Raw genomic sequence first — 23,819 nt, forward strand, 5'->3', positions numbered from 1 at the left:
CGCGTGGCGCCGCGTGGCGCGCGAAGTGGGTACGGAAGGCAAGCTGGGCGGCCAGGCTTACGTGCCTGGCGTCGGCGGCACCTGGAAGGACCTGACCGACAACGTGAACTTCATGGCGTCGAACCTGACGGGCCAGGTGCGTAACATCGCGGCGGTGACCACCGCGGTGGCGCGCGGCGACCTGTCGAAGAAGATCACGGTGGACGTGAAGGGCGAGATTCTCGAGCTGAAAGACACCATCAACGTGATGGTGGACCAGCTGTCCTCCTTCGCCTCCGAAGTGACCCGGGTGGCGCGCGAGGTGGGCACCGAGGGCAAGCTCGGCGGCCAGGCGAACGTGTCCGGCGTGGCCGGTACCTGGAAGGACCTGACCGAGAACGTGAACCAGCTGGCGGCGAACCTGACCAACCAGATGCGTGCGATCGGCGAGGTGGCGACGGCGGTGACCCGCGGCGACCTTTCGCGTTCGATTACCGTGGAAGCGCGCGGCGAGATGTCCTACCTGAAGGACAACATCAACGAGATGATCCGCAACCTGAAGGAAACCACGCAGAAGAACGCGCAGCAGGACTGGCTGAAGACCAACCTGGCGCGCTTCACCCGCCTGCTGCAGGGCCAGCGCGACCTGCAGGCCGTGACCAAGCTGATCCTGTCCGAACTGGCGCCCCTGATTACCGCCCACCACGGCGTGTTCTACATGATGGACTCGCAGGAGAGCGATGCGCGCCTGCGCCTGATCGCCTCCTACGGCTACCGTTCCAGCCGCAAGCTGCCGACCTCCTTCCTGCCGGGCGAAGGCCTGGTGGGCCAGTGCGCGCTGGAGAAGACCCGCATCTGGCTGACCGACGTCCCGCGCGACTACATCCAGGTCTCGTCCGGCCTGGGCGCGGCGCCGCCGACCAATATCGTGGTGCTGCCTATCCTGTTCGAACAGCAGGTCAAGGCCGTCATCGAGATCGCCTCGCTGGACCGCTTCACGGAAACCCACCTATCCTTCCTCGACCAGCTGATGGAATCGATCGGCGTGGTGCTCAACACCATCGAGGCGAACAGCCGTACCGAATCGCTGCTGACCCAGTCGCAGTCGCTGGCGCAGGAACTGCAGCAGACCAACCAGGAGCTGGCGGAAAAGGCGCGCCTGCTGTCCGAGCAGAACATCGAGGTGGAGCGCAAGAACCGCGAGGTGGAACAGGCCAAGCTGGCGCTCGAGGAAAAGGCGACCCAGCTGGCGCTGTCCTCGAAGTACAAGTCCGAGTTCCTGGCGAATATGTCGCACGAATTGCGTACGCCACTGAACTCGCTGCTGATCCTGGCGCAGCAGCTCTCGGATAACCCCGAGGGCAACCTGTCGATGAAGCAGGTGGAATTCGCGAAGACCATCCACGGCTCCGGCTCCGACCTGCTGACCCTGATTAACGACATCCTCGACCTGTCGAAGATCGAGTCCGGCACCGTCACGCTGGACGTGTCCGAGTACCGCTTCTCGGCGCTGCGCAACTACGTCGACCGCACCTTCCGCCACATGGCCGAAGCCAAGCACCTCGGCTTCCAGGTCGACCTGGCGGACAACCTGCCGACCGCGCTGATGACCGACACCACGCGCCTGCAGCAGGTGCTCAAGAACCTGCTGTCGAACGCCTTCAAGTTCACCAGCCACGGCAACGTCGCCCTGACCATCAGCCTGGTCACGAGCGGCTGGACCGCCGACCACCCCCACCTGCTGCACGCGGACGCGGTGCTGGCCTTCTCGGTGCGCGACACCGGCGTCGGCATCCCGTCCGACAAGCTGCAGCTGATCTTCGAAGCCTTCCAGCAGGCCGACGGCTCGACCGCCCGCAAATACGGCGGCACCGGCCTGGGCCTGTCGATCTCGCGCGAACTGGCGCGCCTGCTGGGCGGCGAGATTCGCGTGGAGTCCACGGTCAACGTCGGGTCCACTTTCACCTTGTACCTGCCCTACAACCGCGCCGGCTTCATCAACTACGAGCAGACCCGCCAGCCCCAGCCGGCCCGCCTGGCGCCGCCGCAGTCCGCGCCGGCCGCGACGCCGGCGTCGCCCGCCTCGCTGGAAGCCGAGTTGGACGCCGAGACGGCAGCCACCACCACCAGCATCGCCGTGCCCGATCCCGCGAACAACCTGGTCGAGTATGCGGCCATGCTGGACGACCGCGGCCTGATCGCGCCGGGCGATCCCTCGGTGCTGATCGTCGAGGATGACGAGCGCTTCGCCAAAACACTGCTCGACTTCGCCCGCGAGAAGAACTTCAAGGGCATCGTGACCCACCGCGGCGACTCCGCGCTGTCGCTGGCGCGCGACTTCCAGCCGGCCGCGATTCTGCTCGACATCGACCTGCCCGACATCGACGGCCTTACCGTACTCGAACGCCTGAAGCGCGACCCGGGCACCCGCCACATCCCGGTGCACGTGCTGTCGGCGATGCGCGAACGCGAACGCGCGCTGCGCCAGGGCGCGATCAGCTACATCAACAAGCCGGTCAGCCGCGAGACGCTGCAGGAAGAATTCACGCGCATCCAGAAGTTCCTGATGGGCGGCAAACGCTCGCTGCTGGTGGTCGAGGACGACATGGCCCAGCGCGAGGCAATCGTCTCGCTGATCGGCGATTCCGACGTCCGCATCGTCACCGCCGAAACCGGCGAGGCCGCGCTGGCGGCGCTGGCCGGCCAGCACTTCGACTGCATGGTGCTGGACCTGACCCTGCCGGACATCTCGGGCTTCGAACTGCTCGACCAGATCGGCAAGCAGCCGGCCTTGCGCGACCTGCCGATCGTGATCTACACGGCTGCGGAACTGGGCCGCAAGGAAGTCACGAAGCTCAAGCGCTACGCCAAGACCATCGTGGTCAAGGACGCCCGCTCGCCCGAGCGCCTGCTGGACGAGACCGCGCTGTTCCTGCACCGTTCGCATGCCAGCCTGCCGGACACGCAGCGCCRCATCCTCGAAGAGATCCAGGCCCTCGATTCCGGCCTGGCCGGACGCAAGGTGCTGATCGTCGACGACGACCTGCGCAACATTTTTGCCTTGTCCTCGCTGCTCGAGCGCCAGCAGATGCAGGTCTTGTTTGCCGAGAACGGCCGCGACGGCATCGAGGTGCTGGAGAAGGACCCCGGCATCGAGATCGTCCTGATGGACATCATGATGCCGGAGATGGACGGCTACGACACCATGCGGGCGATCCGCCGGATCCCGAGGTTCAAGTCGCTGCCCATCATCACCCTGACCGCGAAAGCGATGAAGGGCGACCGCGACAAGTGCATCGCCGCCGGCGCCTCGGACTACATCACCAAGCCGGTCGACGTGGCCCAGCTGCTGTCGATGATGCGGGTTTGGCTCCATTGATGGCTCCATTGATGGCTGCATCGAGGGGGCTGGCATGAATGCGTGGACCGGCCTCGCCGCCGGCCTCGCGGTCGAGGAGCTGGAAACGGAGCTGCTGCTGGAAGCGATCTTCCAGCGCTTCGGCTACGACTTCCGCGCCTACGACCGCGCCGCCGTGCGGCAAAAATTGAGCCAGGCGGTGCACGCCAGCGGCGCCGCCACCCTGTCCGGGCTGCAGGAGAAGGCATTGCACGATGCGGGCGCGGCATCGAAGCTGCTGCGTGCGCTGTCGCCGCCACCGGCGCCGCTGTTCGACTGCGTCGGCCATGCGGCCAGGCTGCGCGGGGTGCTGGCGCCGTCGCTGCGCGGCTGGCCGGTGCCGCGGGTCTGGCTGGCCGAGTGCGCCGGCGTGGGCGAAGCCTGGACCCTGGCGATCGTGCTGGCCGAGGAAGGCGTGCTGGGCAAGCTGGACATCCACGCCACCCTCGCCAACGAGGAGCTGCTCGCGGACATGCAGGATGCCTGCCTGCCGCTGGCCGCGCTGGAGGAAGCGCGCGGACGCCATGAAGAAAGCGGCGGGCGCGGCGACCTGCTGTCCTGGTTCGAGATCGAGATTGGTGCGAACGGCGAACGGCGCGCACGGCTGCGCGCCGACCTGCGCCGCCGCGTCACCTGGTCGCAGTACAGCCTGGTGACCGACGCCTCCTTCAACGAGTTCCAGGCCATCCTGTGCTGCCACACGCTGGCCGATTTCGGTCCGGTGCTGCGCCAGCGCGTGCTGCGCCTGTTCCACGACAGCCTCGCGCGTTTCGGCGTGCTGTGCCTGGACCAGCAGATGTCGGTGGCGGATGCGTATGCGGGGACCTACCAGGCGATCGAGGGCGACCGGCCCTGGTACAAAAGGGTGGGTTGACGACAGAAATCATTGCAGTGCAATGCGGGAGGCGATATGGACGCGCGGCGCTTCGACAGTCTGGTCCGTTCGATCTACGAAGGCGTGCTGGCGCCGGATGGCTGGCAGCCGGTGCTGGCCGCACTGCGGCTGGAACTCGGCTGCGATCAGTCGGCCTACCTGGTGCATGACCGCGGCAGCCAGCAGACCCTGATCGCCGAAGTCGCCCAGCTCGACCTCGACTTCGTGCGCCAGTACGAGACCCGCTACGCCGCCCTCGATCCGGTCCGTCCGGTCGCCGACGCGATGCCGGAAGGCGAATGGTTCATCGACGAACGCGAACTCGGCGCCAGCACCAAGCGGCACAGCGAGTTCTACCAGGATTTCCTGCGGCCCTACGGCCTCGGCGCCATCATCTGCACACCCCTCATCAATGCCGGCCCGACGCTGGCCGGTCTGGCCTTCCAGTCGCACCTGAGCGACCGCGAGCCGGGCACCGCCAAGGCACGCCGCCTGCAGCCACTGATCCCGCATCTGCGCTGCGCCGCCAGGCTGCGGGCCCGCTTCAGCGAGCTGGCCCGCCACGCCGACCTCGGCAGGCGCATGCTCGACCGCTTCACGATGCCGCTGATGGTCGTCAACGCGCGCGCCCAGGTGCTGATCGGAAATGCGGCGGCCGAGCAGTGGCTGGCGGAAGACGGCCGGCAGCGGGCTCAAACGGCTCGAGCTCGAGCGCCTGGCGCGGACCATCTGCGCCGGCAACGGCCCCGCCACGCCGGCCGCGCTGCGCCTGACCGAGGCCGGTAGCGCCGCCGTCCTGGTGGGCCTGCCGCTGGCGCCCGCGCATTCGCTGTCCGGGGTGTTCCATGAACCGGTCGGCATGCTGGCCGTGCTGCGCCCGCAGCAGGCGCACCGTGCCGCCCTCGGCTTACTGCGCGAACTGTATGGCCTGAGCAAGGCCGAAGTCAGGCTGGTGCTGGCCTGGTCTGCCGGCGGCAGCCTGGTGGACGCCGCCGCCTGCCTCGACATCAGTCCGGAAACGGCGCGCACCCAGCTCAAGTCGGTGTTCCGCAAGACCGGCTGCGCCAGCCAGACCGCGCTGACGCGGCTGGTGTCGAGCCTTGACCTGCTTGCATGAGCCCTTTCACCCGATCGGGTGATGAAATCGGCCGTGGCGGCCTCTAGACTGCCTGCATGCCGGTCTTTTTCCACGAATGGAGGACACATCATGAGGACCACGCCACGGGCAGTGCTTGCGCTGCTGGCCATCGCTACGCTCGGCAGCGCTGTGGCCGCGCCGCCGGCGAAGGACATCGTCGCCACCAAGGACGCCCCGGCCGCGGTCGGGCCGTATTCGCAGGCGGTCAGGACCGGCAACCTGGTGTTCCTGGCGGGCCAGCTGCCGATCGATCCGAAGACCAACCAGGCACGCACCGGGCCAATCGAGGAACAGGCCGCCCAGGTGCTCGACAACCTGAAGGCGGTACTGGCGGCCGACGGCATGTCGATGGACAACGTGGTCTCGACCACGGTGTACGTGAAGAACCTGGACGACTTCCCCAAGCTGAACGCGGTCTACGGCAAGTATTTCACCGACAAACCGCCGGCCCGCGCCACCGTCCAGGTCGACCGCCTGCCGAAGGACGTGGCGGTCGAGATCTCGGCGATCGCGGTAAGGTAGAGTCACACCACCTGCGCGCTCGGCCGCTCCGCGATGCGGTCGCGCCATGCCTGCAGGTGACCGAAACCCTCCTCGCCCGGCCTGAACTTCATCAGTCCGCGCGCGAACTCCAGCGCGCAGAAGGTGGTGATGTCGGCGATCGTGAAGCGCCCGCCCGCCACGTATTCCTGCTGCGCCAGCACGCCGTCCAGCCAGCGCGCGGTGTCGCGCACCTTGCGGCCCTGGGACGCGCCGAAGTCGGCGAACTGCGGCTGCTCCAGCGGCGCCAGGCCAGGGTGCGTGTGGCGGATGCAGTTGGCCACCTTCAGGAACAGCTGCAGCTCGGCGCGGCGGTCCGCCATCTCGATGAAGGCGCGTTCCTCGAAGCCCTCGCCCATCAGGTTGGGCTGCGGGTAAAGTCCTTCCAGGTAAGTGCAGATGGCGCGGGTCTCGGCCAGCCGGCGGCCATCAATCAGCTCCAGCACCGGGACCTGGGCCATCGGATTCAGCCCCGTAAATACAGCATCCCTGTGCTCGCCCTTGAACAGGTCGACCGGCACCAGCTCGATGCCGGTGATGCCTTTCTCGGCGATGAACATGAGGACCCGGCGCGGATTCGGGGTGCGGTGGCTGGTGTACAACTTCATGTGTCTCCTCCGGTTTTATGCTTGCAAGGACGATCATAGCGCATCACGAACGCCGATTGACAGGCATGCATCTTGAACGTAGATTCGCTGACTGGTCCCCTTCCACACAGGATTTTCCATGCATCGCAGCCTGATCTCCGCCGCCGTCGCACTCGCCTTCGCCGCCCTCCCCTTCCAGCATGCCGCCGCCGCGCCGAAAGCGGCCGCGGTCCAGGAAGCGACCACCCAGCTGCCGCGCGGCGTGATCCCCAGCCACTACGAGATCGCGCTGACGCCGGACGCCGCCGGCGGACGCTTCACGGCCAAGGCCGGCATCACCGTCAATATCACGAAGGCGACCGACAGCATCACCCTGAACGCCGCCGACCTCAGTTTCAACAGCGTGAGCCTGGTCCCGGCCGCCGGCGGCAGCGCGCAGGCGGCCAGGGTCAAGGTCGACGCCGGCGCCCAGACCGCCACCTTCAGCTTCGAACGTCCGCTGGCGCCCGGCCTGTACAAGCTGAGCCTCGACTACAGCGGCGTGATCGGCACCCAGGCCGTGGGCCTGTTCTCGCTGGATTACCCGGGGCTTGAGGGCAAGCAGCAGCGCGCCATCTATACCCAGTTCGAGAACTCGGACGCGCGCCGCATGATCCCGTCCTGGGACGAGCCGGCCTACAAGGCGACGTTCTCGCTGGAGGCGACCATCCCGGCCGGCCAGATGGCGGTCAGTAATATGCCGCCGTCGAGCGTCACCAGACTGCCGGACGGCCGCCAGCGCGTGGTGTTCGCGAAGACGCCGAAGATGTCGACCTATCTGCTGTTCTTCGGCGCCGGCGACTTCGAGCGCGCCACCACCAAAGTAGAGGGCACCGAGCTGGGCGTCGTCACCCGCCGCGGCGCCATCGACCAGGCCAGGTTCGCGCTGGACTCCTCGAAGGACATCCTGCGCGAGTACAACGATTACTTCGGCGTGCGCTATCCGCTGCCCAAGCTCGACAACATCGCCGGCCCCGGCCGCAGCCAGTTCTTCGGCGCGATGGAAAACTGGGGCGCGATCTTCACCTTCGAATACGCGCTGCTCTTCGATCCGGCCAGCTCGACCCAGCACGACCGCCAGGAGATCTTCGCCACCGCGGCCCACGAGATGGCGCACCAGTGGTTCGGCGACCTGGTCACGATGCGCTGGTGGGACGACCTGTGGCTCAACGAAGGCTTCGCCTCGTGGATGGAAAGCCGCATGACCCAGCGCCTGCACCCGGAATGGAATACCCACCTGGGCGCGGTCGGCAGCCGCGACGGCGCCATGCAGCGCGACTCGGTCGCCACCACCCACCCGGTGGTGCAGCACATCGAGACCGTCGAGCAGGCCAACCAGGCCTTCGACGAGATCACCTACCAGAAGGGCGAGGCGGTGATCCGCATGCTGGAAGCCTATGTGGGCGAGAACGCCTGGCGCAACGGCGTGCGCAGCTACATGAAGGCCCATGCCTACGGCAATACCGTGTCCGACGACCTGTGGAAGCAGATCGAGAAGGCCGCCGGCAAGCCGGTGACGGCGATCGCCCACGACTTCACGCTGCAGCCGGGGGTGCCGCTGATCCGCGTCGGCGAACCGGTGTGCCGCAACGGCAGCACGAGTGTTCCGCTGGTCCAGGGCGAGTTTTCGCGCGACCTGCCGGAGAAGAAGCCGCTGGCCTGGCGCGTGCCGGTGATCGCGCAAGTCGCGGGAAATTCGAAACAGGCGACCACCCTGGTCTCGGGCGGCAAGGCTACGGTCACCCTGCCGGGCTGCGGCGCGGTGATCGTCAACGCCGGCCAGAGCGGCTACTACCGCACCCTGTACGCGCCGAAGGAATTCGCCCAGCTGGCACAAGCCTTCGCCGGCCTGGCGCCGATCGACCAGCTCGGCCTGCTGTCGGACAGCTCGGCGCTGGGCCTGGCCGGCCTGCAGCCGGCATCGAGCGCGCTGGAGCTGGTCAAGGCCACGCCGGCGAGCGCCGATCCGCAGGTCTGGAGCCGCATCGCCCGCCTGTTCGATGGCCTGCACTGGCGCTATCAGGGAGACCAGGAACGCCAGCACCGCCTGGACGCCTTCGCCATCGCCCGCCTGGCGCCGGTGATGGCGCAGACCGGTTGGGAAGCGCGCAACGGCGAAGCCGCCGCGGTGGCCAACCTGCGCGAGACCCTGATCGACTCCCTGAGCGAACTGGGCGACACCACCGTGATCGTCGAAGCGCGCCGCCGCTACGCCGCCATGGACAAGGATCCGTCCGCGGTGCCGGGCCCGCTGCGCAAGACCGTGCTGGCGGTGGTCGCCCAGCATGCCGACGCCGCGACCTGGGATGCGCTGCGCGCCCGCGCCCGCGCCGAGACCACGCCGCTGCTGCGCGACCACCTGTACGTGCTGCTCGCTGCCGCCAAGGACAAGAACCTGGCCCAGCGCGCCCTGCAGCTTGCGCTGACCGACGAACCCGGCCTGACCAACAGCGCCGCGATGATCTCGGCGGTGGCCCAGAACTTCCCGGACATGGCGGTCGACTTCGCGCTGGCGAACGTGGACAAGATCAACCAGCGCGTCGACGCCAGTTCGCGCAGCCGTTACTTCGCGCGCCTGGGCAGCGTGTCGGCAAATCCGGCGATGATCGACAAGTTGAAGTCCTATGCCCAGGCCAACCTGGCGCCGAGTTCGCGCGGCGATGTCGATGCGGCGATTGCGGCAATTCAGGATCGGATCAAGACGAATGCGGCGCGCTTGCCGGAGATCGATGCCTGGCTCGGCAAAAATGGAGGTTGATAGCTTAGCTTGGGACTTGGATTCCCGCCTTCGCGGGAACGACGTTTTAGCGTGTAGTCGTATTCGGCGTGAGCCGCTATTCATGCAGGCGCTACGCGGCCGGCAGCGGCAGGCCGCGGCGCGCCGCCAGCCATATCTCCAGGCGGCGCTCCGTGCCTGGCGGGATGTGCAGGCCCAGCTTGGTGCGGCGCCACAGGATGTCGTCCGCGGTCTGCGCCCATTCCTGCTTCACCAGCCAGTCCGCCTCCACTTCGAACAGTCCCGGCACGATTTCCTCGCCGAGATCCGCGCGGCTGCGGCGATGCCCCAGCATGGCGCCGAGCCGGGTGCCGTAGGTGCGCGCATAGCGGGCCACCAGCGCCGGCGCCAGGCCGGCGTACTGCTGCTGGCGGGTGCGGGTCCAGGCTTCGAACTCGAGCACCGAACGCGCGCTGGGCTGGCGTCCGAACAGGTCGCCGCCCGGCAGGCAGGCCTTGTCGGTCCAGCCCGGCACCCGGCGGCCCAGCGCCGGCGCGATCCAGTCCACTGCCTGTTCGGCCAGCTTGCGGAAGGTGGTGACCTTGCCGCCGAAGACGGACAGCAGCGGCGCGCCGTCCAGATTCGTCTCCAGCCTATAGTCGCGGCTGGCGCTCGAAGCGGTGGCCCCCTCTTCGCCGATCAGCGGCCGCACGCCGGCGTACGTCCACACCACATCCTTCGGCGCGACCGGCTGCGCGAAGGCGCGGTTCACGGCCGCGCACAGGTAATCGATCTCGGCGGCGTCGATGGCGACGCGGTCGAGGTCGCCCTGGTAGTCGATGTCGGTGGTGCCGACGAGGGTGAACCGGCCCTCGTAGGGAATCGCGAACACGATCCGGCCGTCCGGCTGCTGCAGGATGTAGGCGCTGTCGTGCTCGAACAGGCGCGGCAGCACGATGTGGCTGCCCTTCACCAGGCGCAGCGGGCGCGCGGCGCCGGGCTTGCCGGTGGCCGTGCCGAGGAAGCCGGCGGCCCAGGGGCCGGCCGCGTTCACCAGGCAGCGCGCATGCACGCGCAACTCGCCGTCCGGTCCCTGCAGGGTGGCGATCCAGCGCTGCGGCTCGCGCACCAGGGCCGTGCAGCGGGTGCGGGTCAGGACATTGGCGCCGCGCTCGCGCGCATCGACGGCGGCCAGCACCACCAGCCGCGCATCGTCGACCCACACATCGGAATAGGCGAAGGCACGGGCAAAGCGCGGCTGCAGCGGCGCGCCCGCCGGATGGCCCTGCAGCGAGAGCGCCTCGGAGCCCGGCAGGAAGTCGCGCCGCGCCAGGTGGTCGTAGAGGAAGAGGCCCATGCGGATCAGCCAGGCCGGGCGCTGGCCAGACGCATGCGGCATGATGAAGCGCAGCGGATGCATGATGTGAGGGCCGCTCTTGAGCAGCACCTCGCGCTCGGCAAGGGCCTTGCGCACCAGGCCGAAGTGGTATTGCTCGAGGTAGCGCAGGCCGCCGTGGATCAGCTTGCTCGACGCCGAGGACGTATGCTGGGCCAGGTCGTCCTTCTCGCACAGCATCACGCGCAGGCCGCGCCCGCTGGCGTCGCGCGCGATGCCGGCGCCGTTGATGCCACCGCCCACCACCAGTACGTCGCAATCGATGCGCTTCGGATTGTCTGCCATCTGCCGCTCCCTCGCCTGGACGGCCCCGGATGGCCGCAACAGACAAGTTTAGTGCCCCTCCCGGCCCGGGTGTTCGGCCATATCAAGCCAGCGCCGCCTCCAGTACCCGCGCCACATGCAGGGCTTCGCGCTGGGCGCCGTCGAGGATCTGGTGGCGGCAGCTGGTGCCGTCGGCCACGATCAGTGTATCCGCTCCGGCCTGGCGCACGGCCGGCAGCAGCGCCAGCTCGCCCATCTTCATCGAAACCTCGTAATGGCTGGCCTCGTAGCCGAAACTGCCGGCCATGCCGCAGCAGCTGCTCTCGATCAGCTTGACCTCGAGGCCGGGGATGAGCCCGAGCACGGCCTGTACCGGCTTGACGGCATCGAAGGCCTTCTGGTGGCAGTGGCCGTGCAACAGGGCCGTCGATTGCGGCAGCGCCTTCAGCTTCAGCTTCAGCCTGCCCGCCTTCGATTCGCGCGCGATGAACTCTTCGAACAGCATGGCCGCGCCGGACAGCAGCCTGGCTTCTTCGCCGAAGCCGTAAGCCAGGAACTCGTCGCGCATGGTCAGCAGGCAGGACGGCTCCAGCCCGACGACGGCGATGCCGCGCGCCACGAAGGGCAGCAGCGCATCGATGCTGCGGCGCGCTTCCTGCCTGGCCTGGTCGACCTGGCCGGCGGCCAGGTAGGTTCGCCCGCAGCACAGGGGCCGCGACTCCCCCTTCGCCCGCGCCACGTGCACGTGGTAGCCAGCGGCCTGCAGCACGCGCAGGGCGGCGCTCGCATTCTCGGACTCGAAATAGTTGTTGAAGGTGTCGGCGAACAGCACCACTTCCGCCGCCCCCGCCGGCGCCGCGGAGGGCGCGCCCAGGCCCGCCATGAAGGTATCGGCGCGCCAGCGCGGCAGCGAACGCTTCGCACTGAGACCCAGCCAGTGTTCGGAAAGGCGGGCGGCGCCGGGCAGGCGGTCGCGCAGGTTCAGCAGCGGCGCGAACTTCGCCGCCCACGGCGCATAGCGCGGCAGGTTGGCCACCAGCTTGTCCTTCAGGCGCATGCCGTGGCGCTTGCGGTAGTGGTACAGGAATTCGGTCTTCATGCGCGCCATGTCGATGCCGGTCGGGCAATCGCGCTTGCAGCCCTTGCAGCTCACGCACAGGTCGAGGGTCTCGTGCAGGGTCTCGGAGCTCATGGCGTCCGGCCCGAGCTGGCCCGACACGGCGAGGCGCAGGGTGTTGGCGCGGCCGCGCGTGAGGTGCTGCTCGTCCTTCGTCACGCGGTAGCTCGGGCACATGGTGCCGCTGTCGAACTTGCGGCAGTGGCCATTGTTGTTGCACATCTCGATGGCCTTGGCGAAGCCGCCGGTCGCATCGCCGCCGCTGCCGGGCGCGCCCGCCTGTTCCGTGACCGGGTCGGTCTGCACGTTCCACGCCGACCAGTCGAGCGCGGTGCGCAGCGGCTGCTCGGCATAGCCGGGCTTGAAGCGGTACAGCGAGGCGTCGTCCATTTTCGTCGCACGCACGATCTTCCCCGGGTTCATCAGGCCGTCCGGGTCGAAGGCATCCTTGATCCCGGCAAAGGCGCCCATCATGCGCTCGCCGAACTGCCAGTCGACCCATTCGCTGCGCACCAGGCCGTCGCCGTGCTCGCCCGAGAAGGCGCCCTTGTAGCGGCGCACCAGGCTTGCCGCTTCCTCGGCGATGGCGCGCATCTTGGCGCTGCCGTCGCGGCGCAGGTCGAGGATCGGGCGCACGTGCAGGGTGCCGACCGAGGCGTGGGCATACCAGGTGCCGCGCGTGCCGTGCCTGGCGAACACTTCGGTCAGCTGGTCGGTATACTCGGCCAGGTGCTCGAGCGGCACCGCGCAGTCTTCGATGAAGGAGACCGGCTTGCCGTCGCCCTTCAGGCTCATCATGATGTTCAGGCCGGCCTTGCGCACTTCCCACAGCGCCTTCTGCTCCTGCTCGTCCGGCATCTCGACCACCGAGCCGGGCAGCCCGAGGTCGCCCATCAGGTCCACCAGGCTCTTCAAGCCGCGCAGCTGCCCGGCCCTGTCCTCGCCGGCGAATTCCACCAGCAGGATCGCATCCGGCTTGCCGATCAGGGCCTTCTCGATGGTCGGGCGGAAGGCCGGATTGCCGCGCGCCAGTTCGATCATGGTGCGGTCGACCAGCTCCACCGCCACCGGCCCGAGCTTGACGATGTGCCGGGTGCTGTCCATCGCCTTGCTGAAGTCCGTGAAGTTGACGATGCCGAGCGCCTTCGCCTTCGGCAGCGGCGCCAGCGTCAGCGTGATCTGTCCGGTGTAGGCCAGCGTGCCTTCCGAGCCCACCAGCAGATGCGCCAGGTTGACGCTGCCGTCGCGGGTATAGGGCCGCTCCGATTGCGGATGGAAGATGTCGAGGTTGTAGCCGCCCACGCGCCGCAGCACCTTCGGGTAGCGTTCGGCGATTTCCGCATGCTCGCGGGCGGCGATCGCCTCCACCGTGTCGACCAATTGGCCGATGCGGGCGGACGCTCCGGCGCGCATCGCGTCCAGTTCGCAGAAGCGGGCCTGGCTGCCGTCCGCCAGCCAGGCGTCGATGGCCAGCACGTTGTGCACCATGTTCCCGTAATACAGGCTGCGCGAGCCGCAGGAGTTGTTGCCGGCCATGCCGCCGAGGGTGCACTGGGCGGCGGTCGAGACGTCCACCGGGAACCACAGCCCGTGCGGCTTCAGCCAGGCGTTCAGGTGGTCCAGCACGATCCCGGGCTGCACCGTGACCGTCATCGCTTCCTTGTCGAAGGCGATCACCTGGTTCAGGTATTTGCTGTTGTCGAGCACCAGCGCGGCGCCGACCGTCTGCCCGCACTGGCTGGTGCCGGCCCCGCGCGGCAGCACCGGCACCCGCGCCTCGCGGGCGATGGCCAGCGCCAGCGCGACGTCGTCGGGGGTGCGCGGCACGAACACGCCGACCGGCTCGATCTGGTAGATCGAAGCGTCGGTGGCGTAGCGCCCGCGCGACCCGCGGTCAAACAGTACCTCCCCTGTGGTTTCCTTGCGCAGCCGGCCGGCCAGTTCCTGGCTGTCGATGCGCGCCTGCAGGCCGGTGGAAAGCAATACTCTGGAAGGTACCGAATCGTTCATGTCATGGGGCTCCGGGTGGGGTGTCGTCGGGCGCCTGCGACGCTGCGCGCAGCACGGCGAGCACCGCGTCGCGCTTGTTGCGCAGGTGCTGCAGCAGGATCTGGCGCAGGGCCTCGCCGTCGCGCTTCTCCAGGGCTTCGAGCATGGCGCCGTGCTCCCTGACGGCGGTATCCCATTTGTCCTGGTTGAAGTTCGAGCGGAAGCGCAGGCTCTGGATGCGCGCATTGATCTGCTGGTAGGTCTCGGTCAGCACCGCATTGCGCGCCATCGCGTTGAAACAGTCGTGGATCGCGTGATTCAGCTTGTAGTAAGTGGGCAGGTCGCGCCGCGCGTGGGCCGCCATCATCTCGAAATGCAGGGCCCTGACCTCGGCGATTTCGGCGTCGGTGGCGCGGGCGCAGGCCAGCTCGCCCGACATCCCTTCCAGCGCGCCCATCACTTCGAAGGTCTGCTCGATCTCGGGTACGGACATCTGGGCGACCACGGCGCCGCGGTTGGGCTGCAGCACGATCAGGCCTTCGACCGCCAGGGTCTTGAAGGCTTCGCGCAGCGGCGTGCGCGAGACGTTCAGCTGCTCGCACAGCATGCGTTCGTTGAGGCGGGTGCCGGGGGCGAGGACGCCCTCGACGATCATGTCGCGCAGACGCGCACCGACTGCGGCGGACAGGCCGAGGCGGTCGATGCTGGCGATGATGGGTGGAGTTGCAGGATTATTCATAGTTCCAAAATTGTATACCACATACAAATTTTGATGCCAGCACATCCTGTCAATCCTGCTAGGTAACGATGGGTACGAATGCAATTCGCATTGACTTCGTTTTAAGTTTGAATATTGTATACAAAATGTTTTCGCCATTTTTCTCACCACGACAGGGTCCCACATGGTCAAACTGAACTCCCATCCCGCCGGCCGCCACTTCCTGCAGATCCCCGGCCCCTCCACCGTCCCCGACCGCATCCTGCGCGCGATGGACTATCCCACCATCGACCATCGCGGGCCGGAATTCCAGGCCCTCGGCAGGAAGGTGCTGGCCGACATCCGCAAGATCTTCCAGACCGAGAACCCGGTCGTGATCTATCCGGCCTCCGGCACCGGTGCCTGGGAAGCCGCGCTGGTGAACACCCTCTCGCCCGGCGACACGGTATTGATGGTCGAGACCGGCCACTTCGCCACCCTCTGGAAGAAGATGGCCGACAAGCTCGGGCTGAATGCAGAATTCCTCGGCGGCGACTGGCGCCGCGGGGCCGATGCCGCCGCCATCGAGGCGCGCCTGGCCGCCGACCCCGGGCACACCATCAAGGCGGTATGCGTGGTGCATAACGAAACCTCGACCGGCGTCACCTCCGACATCGCCGCCGTGCGCCGCGCCATCGACCGCGCCGGCCACCCGGCCCTGCTGCTGGTCGACACCATTTCCTCGCTCGGCTCGATCGACTACCGCCACGACGAATGGGGCGTGGACGTCACCGTCAGCGGCTCGCAGAAAGGCCTGATGCTGCCGCCCGGCCTGTCCTTCAACGCGGTATCGAACAAGGCCATCGCCGCCTCGCGCCAGGCCAGGCTGCCGAAGGCCTACTGGGGCTGGGACGAGATCCTCGAAGCCAACAAGAACGGCTTCTGGCCCTACACCCCGGCCACCAACCTGCTCTACGGCCTGTCCGAAGCCTGCGACATGCTGCTCGAGGAAGGCCTGCAGAACGTGTTCGCGCGCCACCAGCGCCATGCGGCCGCCACCCGCGCCGCGGTCGAGGCCTGGGGGATGGAGATCCTGTGCCAGAACCCGGCCGAGTACAGCGGCGTGCTGACCGCCGTCGTGATGCCGAAGGACGCCTCCGGCCAGTATGCGAATGCCGACGCCTTCCGCAAGGCGGTGCTGGAGAACTTCAACATGTCGCTGGGCCAGGGCCTGACCAGGCTGTCCGGATGGGTATTCCGGATCGGCCACCTCGGCGACTTCAACGACCTGAGCCTGATGGGCACCCTCGCCGGTGTCGAGATGGGCTTCGAGGTGGCGGGCGTCCCGCACCGCAAGGGCGGCGTACTGGCCGCCATGCAGTACCTGACGGCGACCGCCCCACAAGGGAAGCACGCCGACACCCTGGCCAAGGCCGCCTGACGAGCGCCGCGCCGGATCCAAGAAAAACCAAACAGGAGACACCACATGAAAGCAAGCCGTGCCACGACGCAGGTGCTGTTACTACTCTGCGTGATGTACCTGATTACCTATGTCGACCGCGTCAACGTCAGTACCGCCGCCGCCAGCTTCGGCAAGGAGTTCGGGCTCAGCAAGACCCAACTCGGCTTCGTGTTTTCCGCCTTCGCCTATCCCTACCTCGTCTTCCAGATCATCGGCGGCTGGCTGGGCGACAAGTTCGGCGCGCGCAAGACCCTGACCGTCTGCGCCGTGGTGTGGGCCGGCGCCACCATCCTCAGCGGCCTGGCCACCGGCCTGGTCTCCCTGTTCCTCGCCCGCATGCTGCTGGGCCTGGGCGAAGGCGCCACCTTCCCCACCGCCACCCGCGCCATGGCCAGCTGGTTCTCGGCCGAGAAGCGCGGCTTCGCCCAGGGCATCACCCACGCCTGCGCGCGCCTCGGCAACGCCCTCACCCCGCCGCTGGTGGTGGCGCTGATGGCCGCCACCAGCTGGCGCGGCTCCTTCATCATCCTCGGCTGCATCAGCCTGCTGTGGGTGTTGTGGTGGGCGATCAGCTTCCGCGACAACCCGGCCGACCATCCGCGCATCACGAAGGACGAGCTGGCCTCCCTGCCCGAATACAAGCAGTTCAAGGACCGCCCGAAAGTCCCGTGGATGCCGCTGTTCCGCCGCATGTCGCCGGTGACGATCACCTACTTCTGCTACGGCTGGATCCTGTGGCTGTTCCTGAGCTGGATTCCGCAGTACTTCCTGCACAACTACCAGCTCGACCTGAAGAAGTCGGCGATCTTCTCGGCCGGCGTGTTCCTGGCCGGCGTGGTCGGCGATGCGCTGGGCGGCATCGTCTCCGACCACCTGCTGAAGAAGACCGGCAACCTGAACACCGCGCGCCGCAACGTGGTCGTGATCTGCATGCTGCTGACCCTGGCCTCGCTGGTGCCGCTGATGTTCGTGCACGACCTGGTGATCTCGGCGGTCTGCCTGAGCCTCGGCTTCTTCTTCATCGAATTCACCATCGGCCCGATGTGGGCGATCCCGATGGACATCGCGCCGAAATTCTCCGGCACCGCGAGCGGCATGATGAACACCGGCTCGGCGCTGGCCGCCATCATCAGCCCGCTGTTCGGCGGCTGGCTGATCGACAAGACCGGCAACTGGGACACGCCCTTCATCTTCTCGATGGCGCTGATGGTCGTCGGTTCGATCACCGCCTTCGCCATGAAGCCGGGCAAACAGTTCGACGAAACCGCGCACGGCGCGCTGCAGCCGCAGCCGACCGTCGCCATCTGAGCCATGGCAGCCGGCCGCGCCGTCCGGGCCGGCCGGCTGCCCAGTCAAGCCGCGAAAGGAGATCCATGAACAAGGGCCGTGTACAACTGAGCGTCCGGAACGGCATCGCATCCATCCTGATCGACCGCCCGGAGGCGCGCAACGCCATGACCTGGGCCATGTACGAAGAGCTGGGCCGCATCTGCGACGAGCTCGCCGAACGCGCCGACGTGCGCGTGACCACCTTCCGCGGCGCCGGCGGCGACGCCTTCGTGGCCGGCACCGACATCGAACAATTCAAGAGCTTCGAAGGCGGCGACGACGGTCTCGCCTACGAACGCGTGATCGACCGGCGCATCGGCCAGATCGAGGGCCTGCCCATGCCCACCGTCGCCATCCTCGACGGCTGGACCATCGGCGGCGGCCTCGCCATCGCCGCCGCCTGCGATTTCCGCATCGCCGCCCCCACCGCGTCGTTCGGCGTGCCGATCGCGCGCACGCTCGGCAACTGCCTGTCGATGGCGAATACCGCGCGCGTGGTCGCGGCTTTCGGCGTGGCGCGCGCCAAGCGCATGCTGCTGCTGGCCGACCTGCTCCCGGCCCGGGAAGCTTACGACTGCGGCTTCCTGACCGAGATCGCCGACGCCGGTGCGCTCGACGATGCCGCCGACCAGCTGTGCGCCCGCCTCGAAAAGCTGGCGCCGGTGACCCAGCGGGTGTCGAAGGAAGCGATCCGACGCGTGGTGGCGGAAACCGTCCCGCAGGGCGACGACCTGGTGGCCGCCTGCTACGGCAGTGCCGATTTCAAGATCGGCGTGTCCGCCTTCCTCGATAAACAGAAACCGGCCTGGTCCGGCTCCTGAACACGACATCCATGACAAGCACAAACACCACTCCCCATCCCGGACCGCTGGCCGGCATGCGCGTGCTCGAACTCGCGCAGATCATGGCCGGCCCCACCTGCGGCATGATGCTGGCCGACATGGGCGCCGACGTCGTCAAGGTCGAAAAGCTCCCCGGCGGCGACGATTCGCGCGGCTATCGCGAACCGCGCATCAACGGCGTCTCGGCGCCCTTCCTGATCCTCAACCGCAACAAGCGCGGCATCGCCCTCAACCTGAAGCATGCAAAGGGGCGCGAGATCCTGCTGCGGATGGTGAAGGAAGCCGACGTCCTGACCGAAAACTACCGCCGCGGCACGCTGGAGCGCCTGGGCCTGGGCTACGAAACCCTCAGGGAGATCAATCCGGGCCTGATCTACTGCTCGGTGTCCGGCTACGGCCGCGACGGCCCCTACGCCGACAAGGGCGGCTTCGACCTCATCGCCCAGGGCTTTGCCGGCCTGATGTCGGTGACCGGCGAACCCGGACGCCCGCCCGTCAAGACCGGCAACTCGATCGCCGACATCAATGCCGGCATCCTGGCGGTGGTCGGCATCCTGGCCGCCTATGCGCACAAGCAGAAGACCGGCCAGGGCCAGGTGGTCGACACCTCGCTGATGGAAGCGGCGCTGCAGCAGACCTACTGGCACGCGGCGATCTATTTCGCGACCGGGCACTCCAGCGGCCCGACCGGCTCGGCCCACCTGCTGACCGCGCCCTACCAGGCCTTCCAGGCCAGCGACGGCTGGATCAATATCGGCGGCGCCAACCAGGCCAACTGGGAGCGCATCGCCGACGTGCTGGGCCACCCGGAATGGCGCGAAGACCCGCGCTTCGCCGACAACGGCGCGCGCATGCGCAACCTGAGCGTGCTCACCGATGCGATGGCTGCGGTGCTGAAGACACGCTCGCGCGACGAATGGATCGCCGCCTTCGACGCCGCCGGCGTGCCGGTCGGTCCGGTGCATACGATCGCCGAAGCGCTCAGCCATCCGCAGGTGGAGGCGCGCGGCATGGTGGTCGAGGTCGAGCATCCCCAGGCCGGTACCACGCGCGCGCTGGGCTGCCCCGTGCATTTTTCGCAGACGCCCACCCGCGTCGACCGCCACGCGCCGATGCTGGGCGAGCATTCGCGCGAACTGCTCAGGGAGTACGGCTATGGCGACGAGGAGATCGACGGTTTCGCGGCCGACGGGGTGATCGAGGAAGCCCGGCTGGATTAGGCGCTGCGTGTACAATCCCCCCATCTGAAACAATGATGGGGCTTCCTTGATGGTGCAGGACCTGCGTGCCTGGGTTCGTATGCCTTCCGGCAAACGGCTCGATTTGCTGAATCCCACGCCCTTCGACTGGGACGACGCCGACCTGGCCCTGGGCCTGGCCCGCACCTACCGCTGGGGCGGACACTCGGCCTGGCCGCTGCCCCTGTCGGTGGCCCAGCACTCGATCTGCGTGATGCTGCTGCGGCGCGCCGCCTCGCCCATCCCGCTGTCCCCGGTGATCGAACTGCGCGAACTGCTGCACGACGCCGAGGAAGGCCTGCTCGGCTTCGACGCCGTGTCGCCGCTCAAACCCTTCCTCGGCGAGGGCTTCAAGGCGCTCACGCAAAGACTCGAACACATGGTCTTCCTGCGCTACGGCCTGCCGGCCTGGACGCCCACCGAACACGCGAAGCACAAGCAGGCCGACCGCCTGGCCGCCGCCAGCGAGGCCGTCCACGTGGTCGGCTGGAAGGAAGAAGAGGTGCGCACTACCTTGAAGATCCGCGCCGCCGTGCTGGAGGAGGATCCGTTGGCGGCGCGCTACCGCTGCCGTCCCTGGGAACCGTGGCCGCCGACCGTCGCCGCCGAGCGCTTCCTGGCTGAACTAGACCACCAGAAGCGGCTCATCGATGCCGAAGATGTCCGTGACTGAGGCATTCGACGCCGCCATCGCCCGCGCTGCCGTCTTGATCCGCGAGGCCGACGCCCTGCTGATCGGCGCCGGCGCCGGCATCGGCGTCGATTCCGGCCTGCCCGACTTCCGCGGCGACCACGGTTTCTGGCGCGCCTATCCGCCGCTGGCCGAACTCGGCATCCGCTTCGTCGAGATCGCGAACCCGCGCAGCTTCGCCCGCCATCCCGAACTGGCCTGGGGCTTCTATGGACACCGGCTGACGCTCTACCGCGACACGGTGCCCCACGAAGGCTTTGCGATCCTGCGCGAACTGGGCGAGCGCCTGCCGCTGGGCGCCTTCGTCTTCACCAGCAATGTCGACGGCCAGTTCCAGCGCGCCGGCTTTCCCGAGGAACGGCTGGTCGAATGCCACGGCTCCATTCACCACCTGCAATGCAGCCACCCCTGCGGCGAGGCGATCTGGCCGGCGGATGCGGTCCGCCCCGAGATCGATCCGGCCGACTGCCTGATGCACCCGCCCCTGCCGGCCTGCCCGCATTGCGGCGCGCTGGCGCGTCCGAATGTCCTGATGTTCAACGACGGCGCCTGGCTGAGCGAGCGCACCGAAGCGCAGTACGAACGCCTGGAGGCCTGGCTGGCGCAGGCGCGGCGCCTGGTGGTGATCGAGCTCGGCGCCGGCACCGACGTGCCCTCGGTGCGGCGCATGTGCGAGTCCCGGAGCGCGCCCCTGGTCCGCATCAATCCGCGCGAGCCGCGGGTGCCGTCCGCGCGCGACGTCGGCATTCCGGCCGGGGCGCTGGAAGCCTTGCGGCGCCTGCGCGAGCATCTGGACTGAGCCGGCCGGGCCCATCGCCCGGCGCAAGAATTTACCTTACGAAAATGCCAAGGGATTTCTCAAGATCAGGCCCTAAATACTTGATTCCACAGCCTTTATTTTCATATCCACAGGAAATGTGGATAAAGTTGTGGACAAGCGCCTCTTGACAAGCCGGGAGGGCAGTATTGGTGCGGGTTTCAACAAATTGCCCGTTCAACAGGCAAAATCTTAGCCCTGCAAAATCAAGGACTTAGCCAAGCCCCAGTTTTGTGCAGGACATGGCTATGCGGCAAATTCCTACAAGGGTAGGACACGGGGGATAACTATTATTTCCAAGCTCATTTCCAGCGGCTTCGCGCCCGCTCGCGCACCAGCATCCTTACTTCGTCCGGCATCGGCTTGCGGCTGTGCGGCGTATCCCCGTTCACCCACACGCATTCCTCGTAATGCTTCAGCATCGCCGGGCTGATGAAGCGGGTTCGCTGGGCGTAGACATGCCGGTCGCCCATCTGCGCCTGCTGCTTGATGAAGAAGCGGTTCGGCACCACCAGGTGCAACTGCTCCCTGGCGCGCGTCATGGCCACATACAACAGGCGCCGCTCCTCCTCGATGTCGTCGCCGCTGCCGGTGGCCATGTCGGAGGGGATGCAGCCGTCCACCACGTTCAGCACGTGCACCGACTGCCACTCCTGGCCCTTGGCCGAATGGATGGTCGACAGGATCAGGTAATCCTCGTCCAGCAGCGGCGGACCGGCGCGGTCGCTGGTCGCTTCGGGCGGATCGAGGGTCAGCTCGGTCAGGAAGGTCTCGCGCGAACCGTAGCCGCCGGCCAGCGCCACCAGCTGCTCGAGATCGGCCGCGCGCACCGGGGCGTCGTCGTACAGGCGCTCCAGGTGGGGCTGGTACCAGCCGCGCACCAGTTCGATGTCCATCGGCCAGCGTAGCCCGGGCGTCCGCAGGCTGCGGAACAGGGCCACGAAGGCTTCCCAGTCGCCCTGGGCGCGCGCCGGCGCTTCGAAGGCTTCCACGGCCGCCAGCGGATCGGCGGCCTCGCCTACCGCATCCAGCAGCCGCGCCGCGTTCGCCGGGCCGATGCCGGGGATCAGCTGGGCGACGCGGAATCCGGCCAGGCGTCCGGCCGGGTTCTGGGCGAAGCGCAGCACCGCGAGGATGTCCTTGATATGGGCCGCTTCCAGGAATTTCAGGCCGCCGAACTTCACGAAGGGGATGTTCCGGCGCACCAGCTCCAGCTCCAGCGCGGCGCTGTGGCTGGCGGCGCGGAACAGCACCGCCTGCTGGGTCAGCCTGGTGCCGGCTTCGCGCTGTTCCAGCACGCGGTTGCAGACCCAGCGCGCCTGCTCGGCCTCGTCCGGAATCAGCACCAGCTGCGGCTTCGCCGTCGACACTTTATCCGTCCACAGCGTCTTCGCATGCCGCTCCAGCGCGGCGGCGATAACGGCGTTCGAGGCATCCAGGATGGGCTGGGTGGAGCGGTAGTTGCGGTCGAGGGTGATGACGCGGGCCGGCTGCGAGAAGGCTTGCGGGAAGTCGAGGATGTTGCGCACCGTCGCCCCGCGGAAGGAATAGATGGCCTGGGCGTCGTCGCCGACCACCATCACGCCCTGCCCGTCCGGCTTCATGCCCTGGATGATGGCGGCCTGCAGGCGGTTGGTGTCCTGGTATTCGTCGACCAGCACGTGGTCGAACAGCGCGCCCAGCTCCGGTCCGAGTTCCGGGTCGGACGCCATCTCGGACCAGAACAGCAGCAGGTCGTCGTAGTCGAGCACGTTCTGCTCCTGCTTGGCGTCGACATAGGCGCCGAACAGGCGTTTCAGCTGCTCCTCCCATTCGCTGCACCAGGGGAAGGTCGTCTGCAGCACCTCGCCGAGCGCGTCCTGGCTGTTCACCACGCGCGAATAGATGGCCAGGCAGGTGCCTTTCAAGGGAAACCGCTTCTGGCCACCGGTGAGGCCAATATCCTGGCGCACCATGCCCATCAGGTCTTCGGAATCGCCGCGGTCGTGGATGGTGAAGGAGGACTCCAGCCCGGTCCGGCCGGCGTACTCGCGCAGCAGGCGGGCACCGATGCTGTGGAAAGTGCCGGCCCAGGGCAAGCCCGCCACCGCCTGGGGCGAGGTCCCGAAGACGCGCTGCAGGACACCGCCGGCGCGCTGCGCCATCTCGTTGGCGGCGCGCCGCGAAAAGGTCAGCAACATGATGCGCTGCGGATCTGCGCCGGACTGGATCAGCCGGGCCACGCGGTGGGCCAGCGTATTCGTCTTTCCCGAGCCGGCGCCGGCGACGACCAGCAGCGGCCGCGGCATGGTAAGGCCGACGTCGTGTTCGACGGCCGCGCGTTGTTCCGGATTCAGGGACGCATAGGGGTCGGGCAGCGGATCATGCAGCGCGGGTGCGGAAACGCTGGGGTCGGCGGTATCGGGCATAATGCAACAGGTCTGGAGATGCCAGAACTGTACATTTATCCAGTAGAGTTAGGCAAGTCCCATAAGCTGGCCAGGCTTGTTCAGATATCCACAAAATCTGTGAATAACCATGTGGAAAAGCACCCCCTTGACATGCGGGAAGCAAGGAATGATGCGGCTTCCAACAATTTGCCCATTGTGCGTGCAGGATGTGAAACACGCAAAATCAAGGGCTTACGATGTCAAGCGGCGCACGATTCAAATATTTTTGCAAGATGCATTGCAGAAAAATTTGTGCATAACCACGACACCCCAGAAAC

Annotated in this window: 17 protein-coding genes; 12 read left to right on the forward strand and 5 right to left on the reverse strand. The window is 67.4% G+C overall.

The features are described 5' to 3' along the window. The 5 genes from AC1DIX_RS20710 to AC1DIX_RS20730 all read left to right on the forward strand — a co-directional run. On the forward strand, nt 1–3,358 hold a 3,358-nt coding region (locus tag AC1DIX_RS20710; protein ID WP_477327007.1), incomplete at its 5' end, for a response regulator. Between the two features lie 34 nt (nt 3,359–3,392). Further along, a complete protein-coding gene (locus tag AC1DIX_RS20715) occupies nt 3,393–4,250 on the forward strand; it encodes a CheR family methyltransferase (RefSeq protein WP_477327009.1) in 858 nt (285 codons plus the stop codon). Nucleotides 4,251–4,286: 36 nt separating this feature from the next. Continuing rightward, complete coding sequence (locus AC1DIX_RS20720; protein ID WP_477327011.1) at nt 4,287–5,036, forward strand: hypothetical protein; 750 nt, start codon at nt 4,287–4,289, stop codon at nt 5,034–5,036. 13 nt (nt 5,037–5,049) lie between these two features. Beyond that, nucleotides 5,050–5,367 carry a helix-turn-helix transcriptional regulator gene (locus tag AC1DIX_RS20725; protein WP_477327013.1) on the forward strand — a complete coding sequence of 106 codons (318 nt, stop codon included), beginning with the start codon at nt 5,050–5,052 and terminating at the stop codon, nt 5,365–5,367. Between the two features lie 90 nt (nt 5,368–5,457). Next, nucleotides 5,458–5,910, forward strand: a complete 453-nt coding sequence (locus AC1DIX_RS20730; RefSeq protein WP_477327015.1) for a RidA family protein — start codon at nt 5,458–5,460, stop codon at nt 5,908–5,910. Nucleotides 5,911–5,912: 2 nt separating this feature from the next. On the opposite strand, the gene AC1DIX_RS20735 is transcribed toward AC1DIX_RS20730, so the two are convergent. Then, nucleotides 5,913–6,536 carry a glutathione S-transferase family protein gene (locus tag AC1DIX_RS20735; protein WP_477327017.1) on the reverse strand — a complete coding sequence of 208 codons (624 nt, stop codon included), beginning with the start codon at nt 6,534–6,536 and terminating at the stop codon, nt 5,913–5,915. 118 nt (nt 6,537–6,654) lie between these two features. Between AC1DIX_RS20735 and AC1DIX_RS20740 the strand changes: the two genes are divergently transcribed. Further along, nucleotides 6,655–9,312 (forward strand): M1 family metallopeptidase, encoded by a 2,658-nt coding sequence (locus tag AC1DIX_RS20740; RefSeq protein WP_477327019.1) that lies wholly within the window; start codon nt 6,655–6,657, stop codon nt 9,310–9,312. A gap of 91 nt (nt 9,313–9,403) precedes the next feature. Here the strand turns inward: AC1DIX_RS20740 and glpD are convergent, their stop codons facing one another. From glpD to AC1DIX_RS20755, 3 genes are all read right to left on the reverse strand, one after another. After that, nucleotides 9,404–10,951 (reverse strand): glycerol-3-phosphate dehydrogenase, encoded by a 1,548-nt coding sequence (gene glpD, locus AC1DIX_RS20745; RefSeq protein ID WP_477327021.1) that lies wholly within the window; start codon nt 10,949–10,951, stop codon nt 9,404–9,406. A gap of 82 nt (nt 10,952–11,033) precedes the next feature. Then, nucleotides 11,034–14,057 (reverse strand): FAD-binding and (Fe-S)-binding domain-containing protein, encoded by a 3,024-nt coding sequence (locus tag AC1DIX_RS20750; protein ID WP_477327023.1) that lies wholly within the window; start codon nt 14,055–14,057, stop codon nt 11,034–11,036. 1 nt (nt 14,058) lies between these two features. After that, nucleotides 14,059–14,775, reverse strand: coding sequence for a GntR family transcriptional regulator (locus AC1DIX_RS20755; protein WP_477327025.1), 717 nt, complete (start codon nt 14,773–14,775; stop codon nt 14,059–14,061). Nucleotides 14,776–14,938: 163 nt separating this feature from the next. Between AC1DIX_RS20755 and AC1DIX_RS20760 the strand changes: the two genes are divergently transcribed. The 6 genes from AC1DIX_RS20760 (at nt 14,939) to AC1DIX_RS20785 (ending at nt 21,094) form a co-directional block, all read left to right on the forward strand. Beyond that, nucleotides 14,939–16,174 carry a pyridoxal-phosphate-dependent aminotransferase family protein gene (locus AC1DIX_RS20760; RefSeq protein WP_477327027.1) on the forward strand — a complete coding sequence of 412 codons (1,236 nt, stop codon included), beginning with the start codon at nt 14,939–14,941 and terminating at the stop codon, nt 16,172–16,174. Between the two features lie 45 nt (nt 16,175–16,219). Next, nucleotides 16,220–17,503 (forward strand): MFS transporter, encoded by a 1,284-nt coding sequence (locus tag AC1DIX_RS20765; RefSeq protein WP_477327029.1) that lies wholly within the window; start codon nt 16,220–16,222, stop codon nt 17,501–17,503. A 65-nt stretch (nt 17,504–17,568) separates the two neighbouring features. Next, the gene (locus AC1DIX_RS20770) at nt 17,569–18,345 is read left to right on the forward strand and encodes an enoyl-CoA hydratase/isomerase family protein (RefSeq protein ID WP_477327031.1); all 777 of its coding nucleotides are present in this window, start codon (nt 17,569–17,571) and stop codon (nt 18,343–18,345) included. Nucleotides 18,346–18,356: 11 nt separating this feature from the next. Continuing rightward, nucleotides 18,357–19,586, forward strand: coding sequence for a CaiB/BaiF CoA transferase family protein (locus tag AC1DIX_RS20775; RefSeq protein WP_441934184.1), 1,230 nt, complete (start codon nt 18,357–18,359; stop codon nt 19,584–19,586). 79 nt (nt 19,587–19,665) lie between these two features. Further along, nucleotides 19,666–20,277, forward strand: coding sequence for a phosphohydrolase (locus tag AC1DIX_RS20780; protein ID WP_441934182.1), 612 nt, complete (start codon nt 19,666–19,668; stop codon nt 20,275–20,277). Then, nucleotides 20,264–21,094 (forward strand): SIR2 family NAD-dependent protein deacylase, encoded by an 831-nt coding sequence (locus AC1DIX_RS20785; RefSeq protein ID WP_477327033.1) that lies wholly within the window; start codon nt 20,264–20,266, stop codon nt 21,092–21,094. The genes AC1DIX_RS20780 and AC1DIX_RS20785 overlap by 14 nt, the downstream gene beginning before the upstream one ends. Before the next feature lie 320 nt (nt 21,095–21,414). On the opposite strand, the gene AC1DIX_RS20790 is transcribed toward AC1DIX_RS20785, so the two are convergent. Next, entirely contained in the window at nt 21,415–23,520 is a 2,106-nt protein-coding gene (locus AC1DIX_RS20790; RefSeq protein WP_477327035.1) for an ATP-dependent helicase, read from the reverse strand. Between the last annotated feature and the right edge of the window lie 299 nt (nt 23,521–23,819).

This window comes from Massilia sp. 05N420 (genome assembly GCF_056397205.1).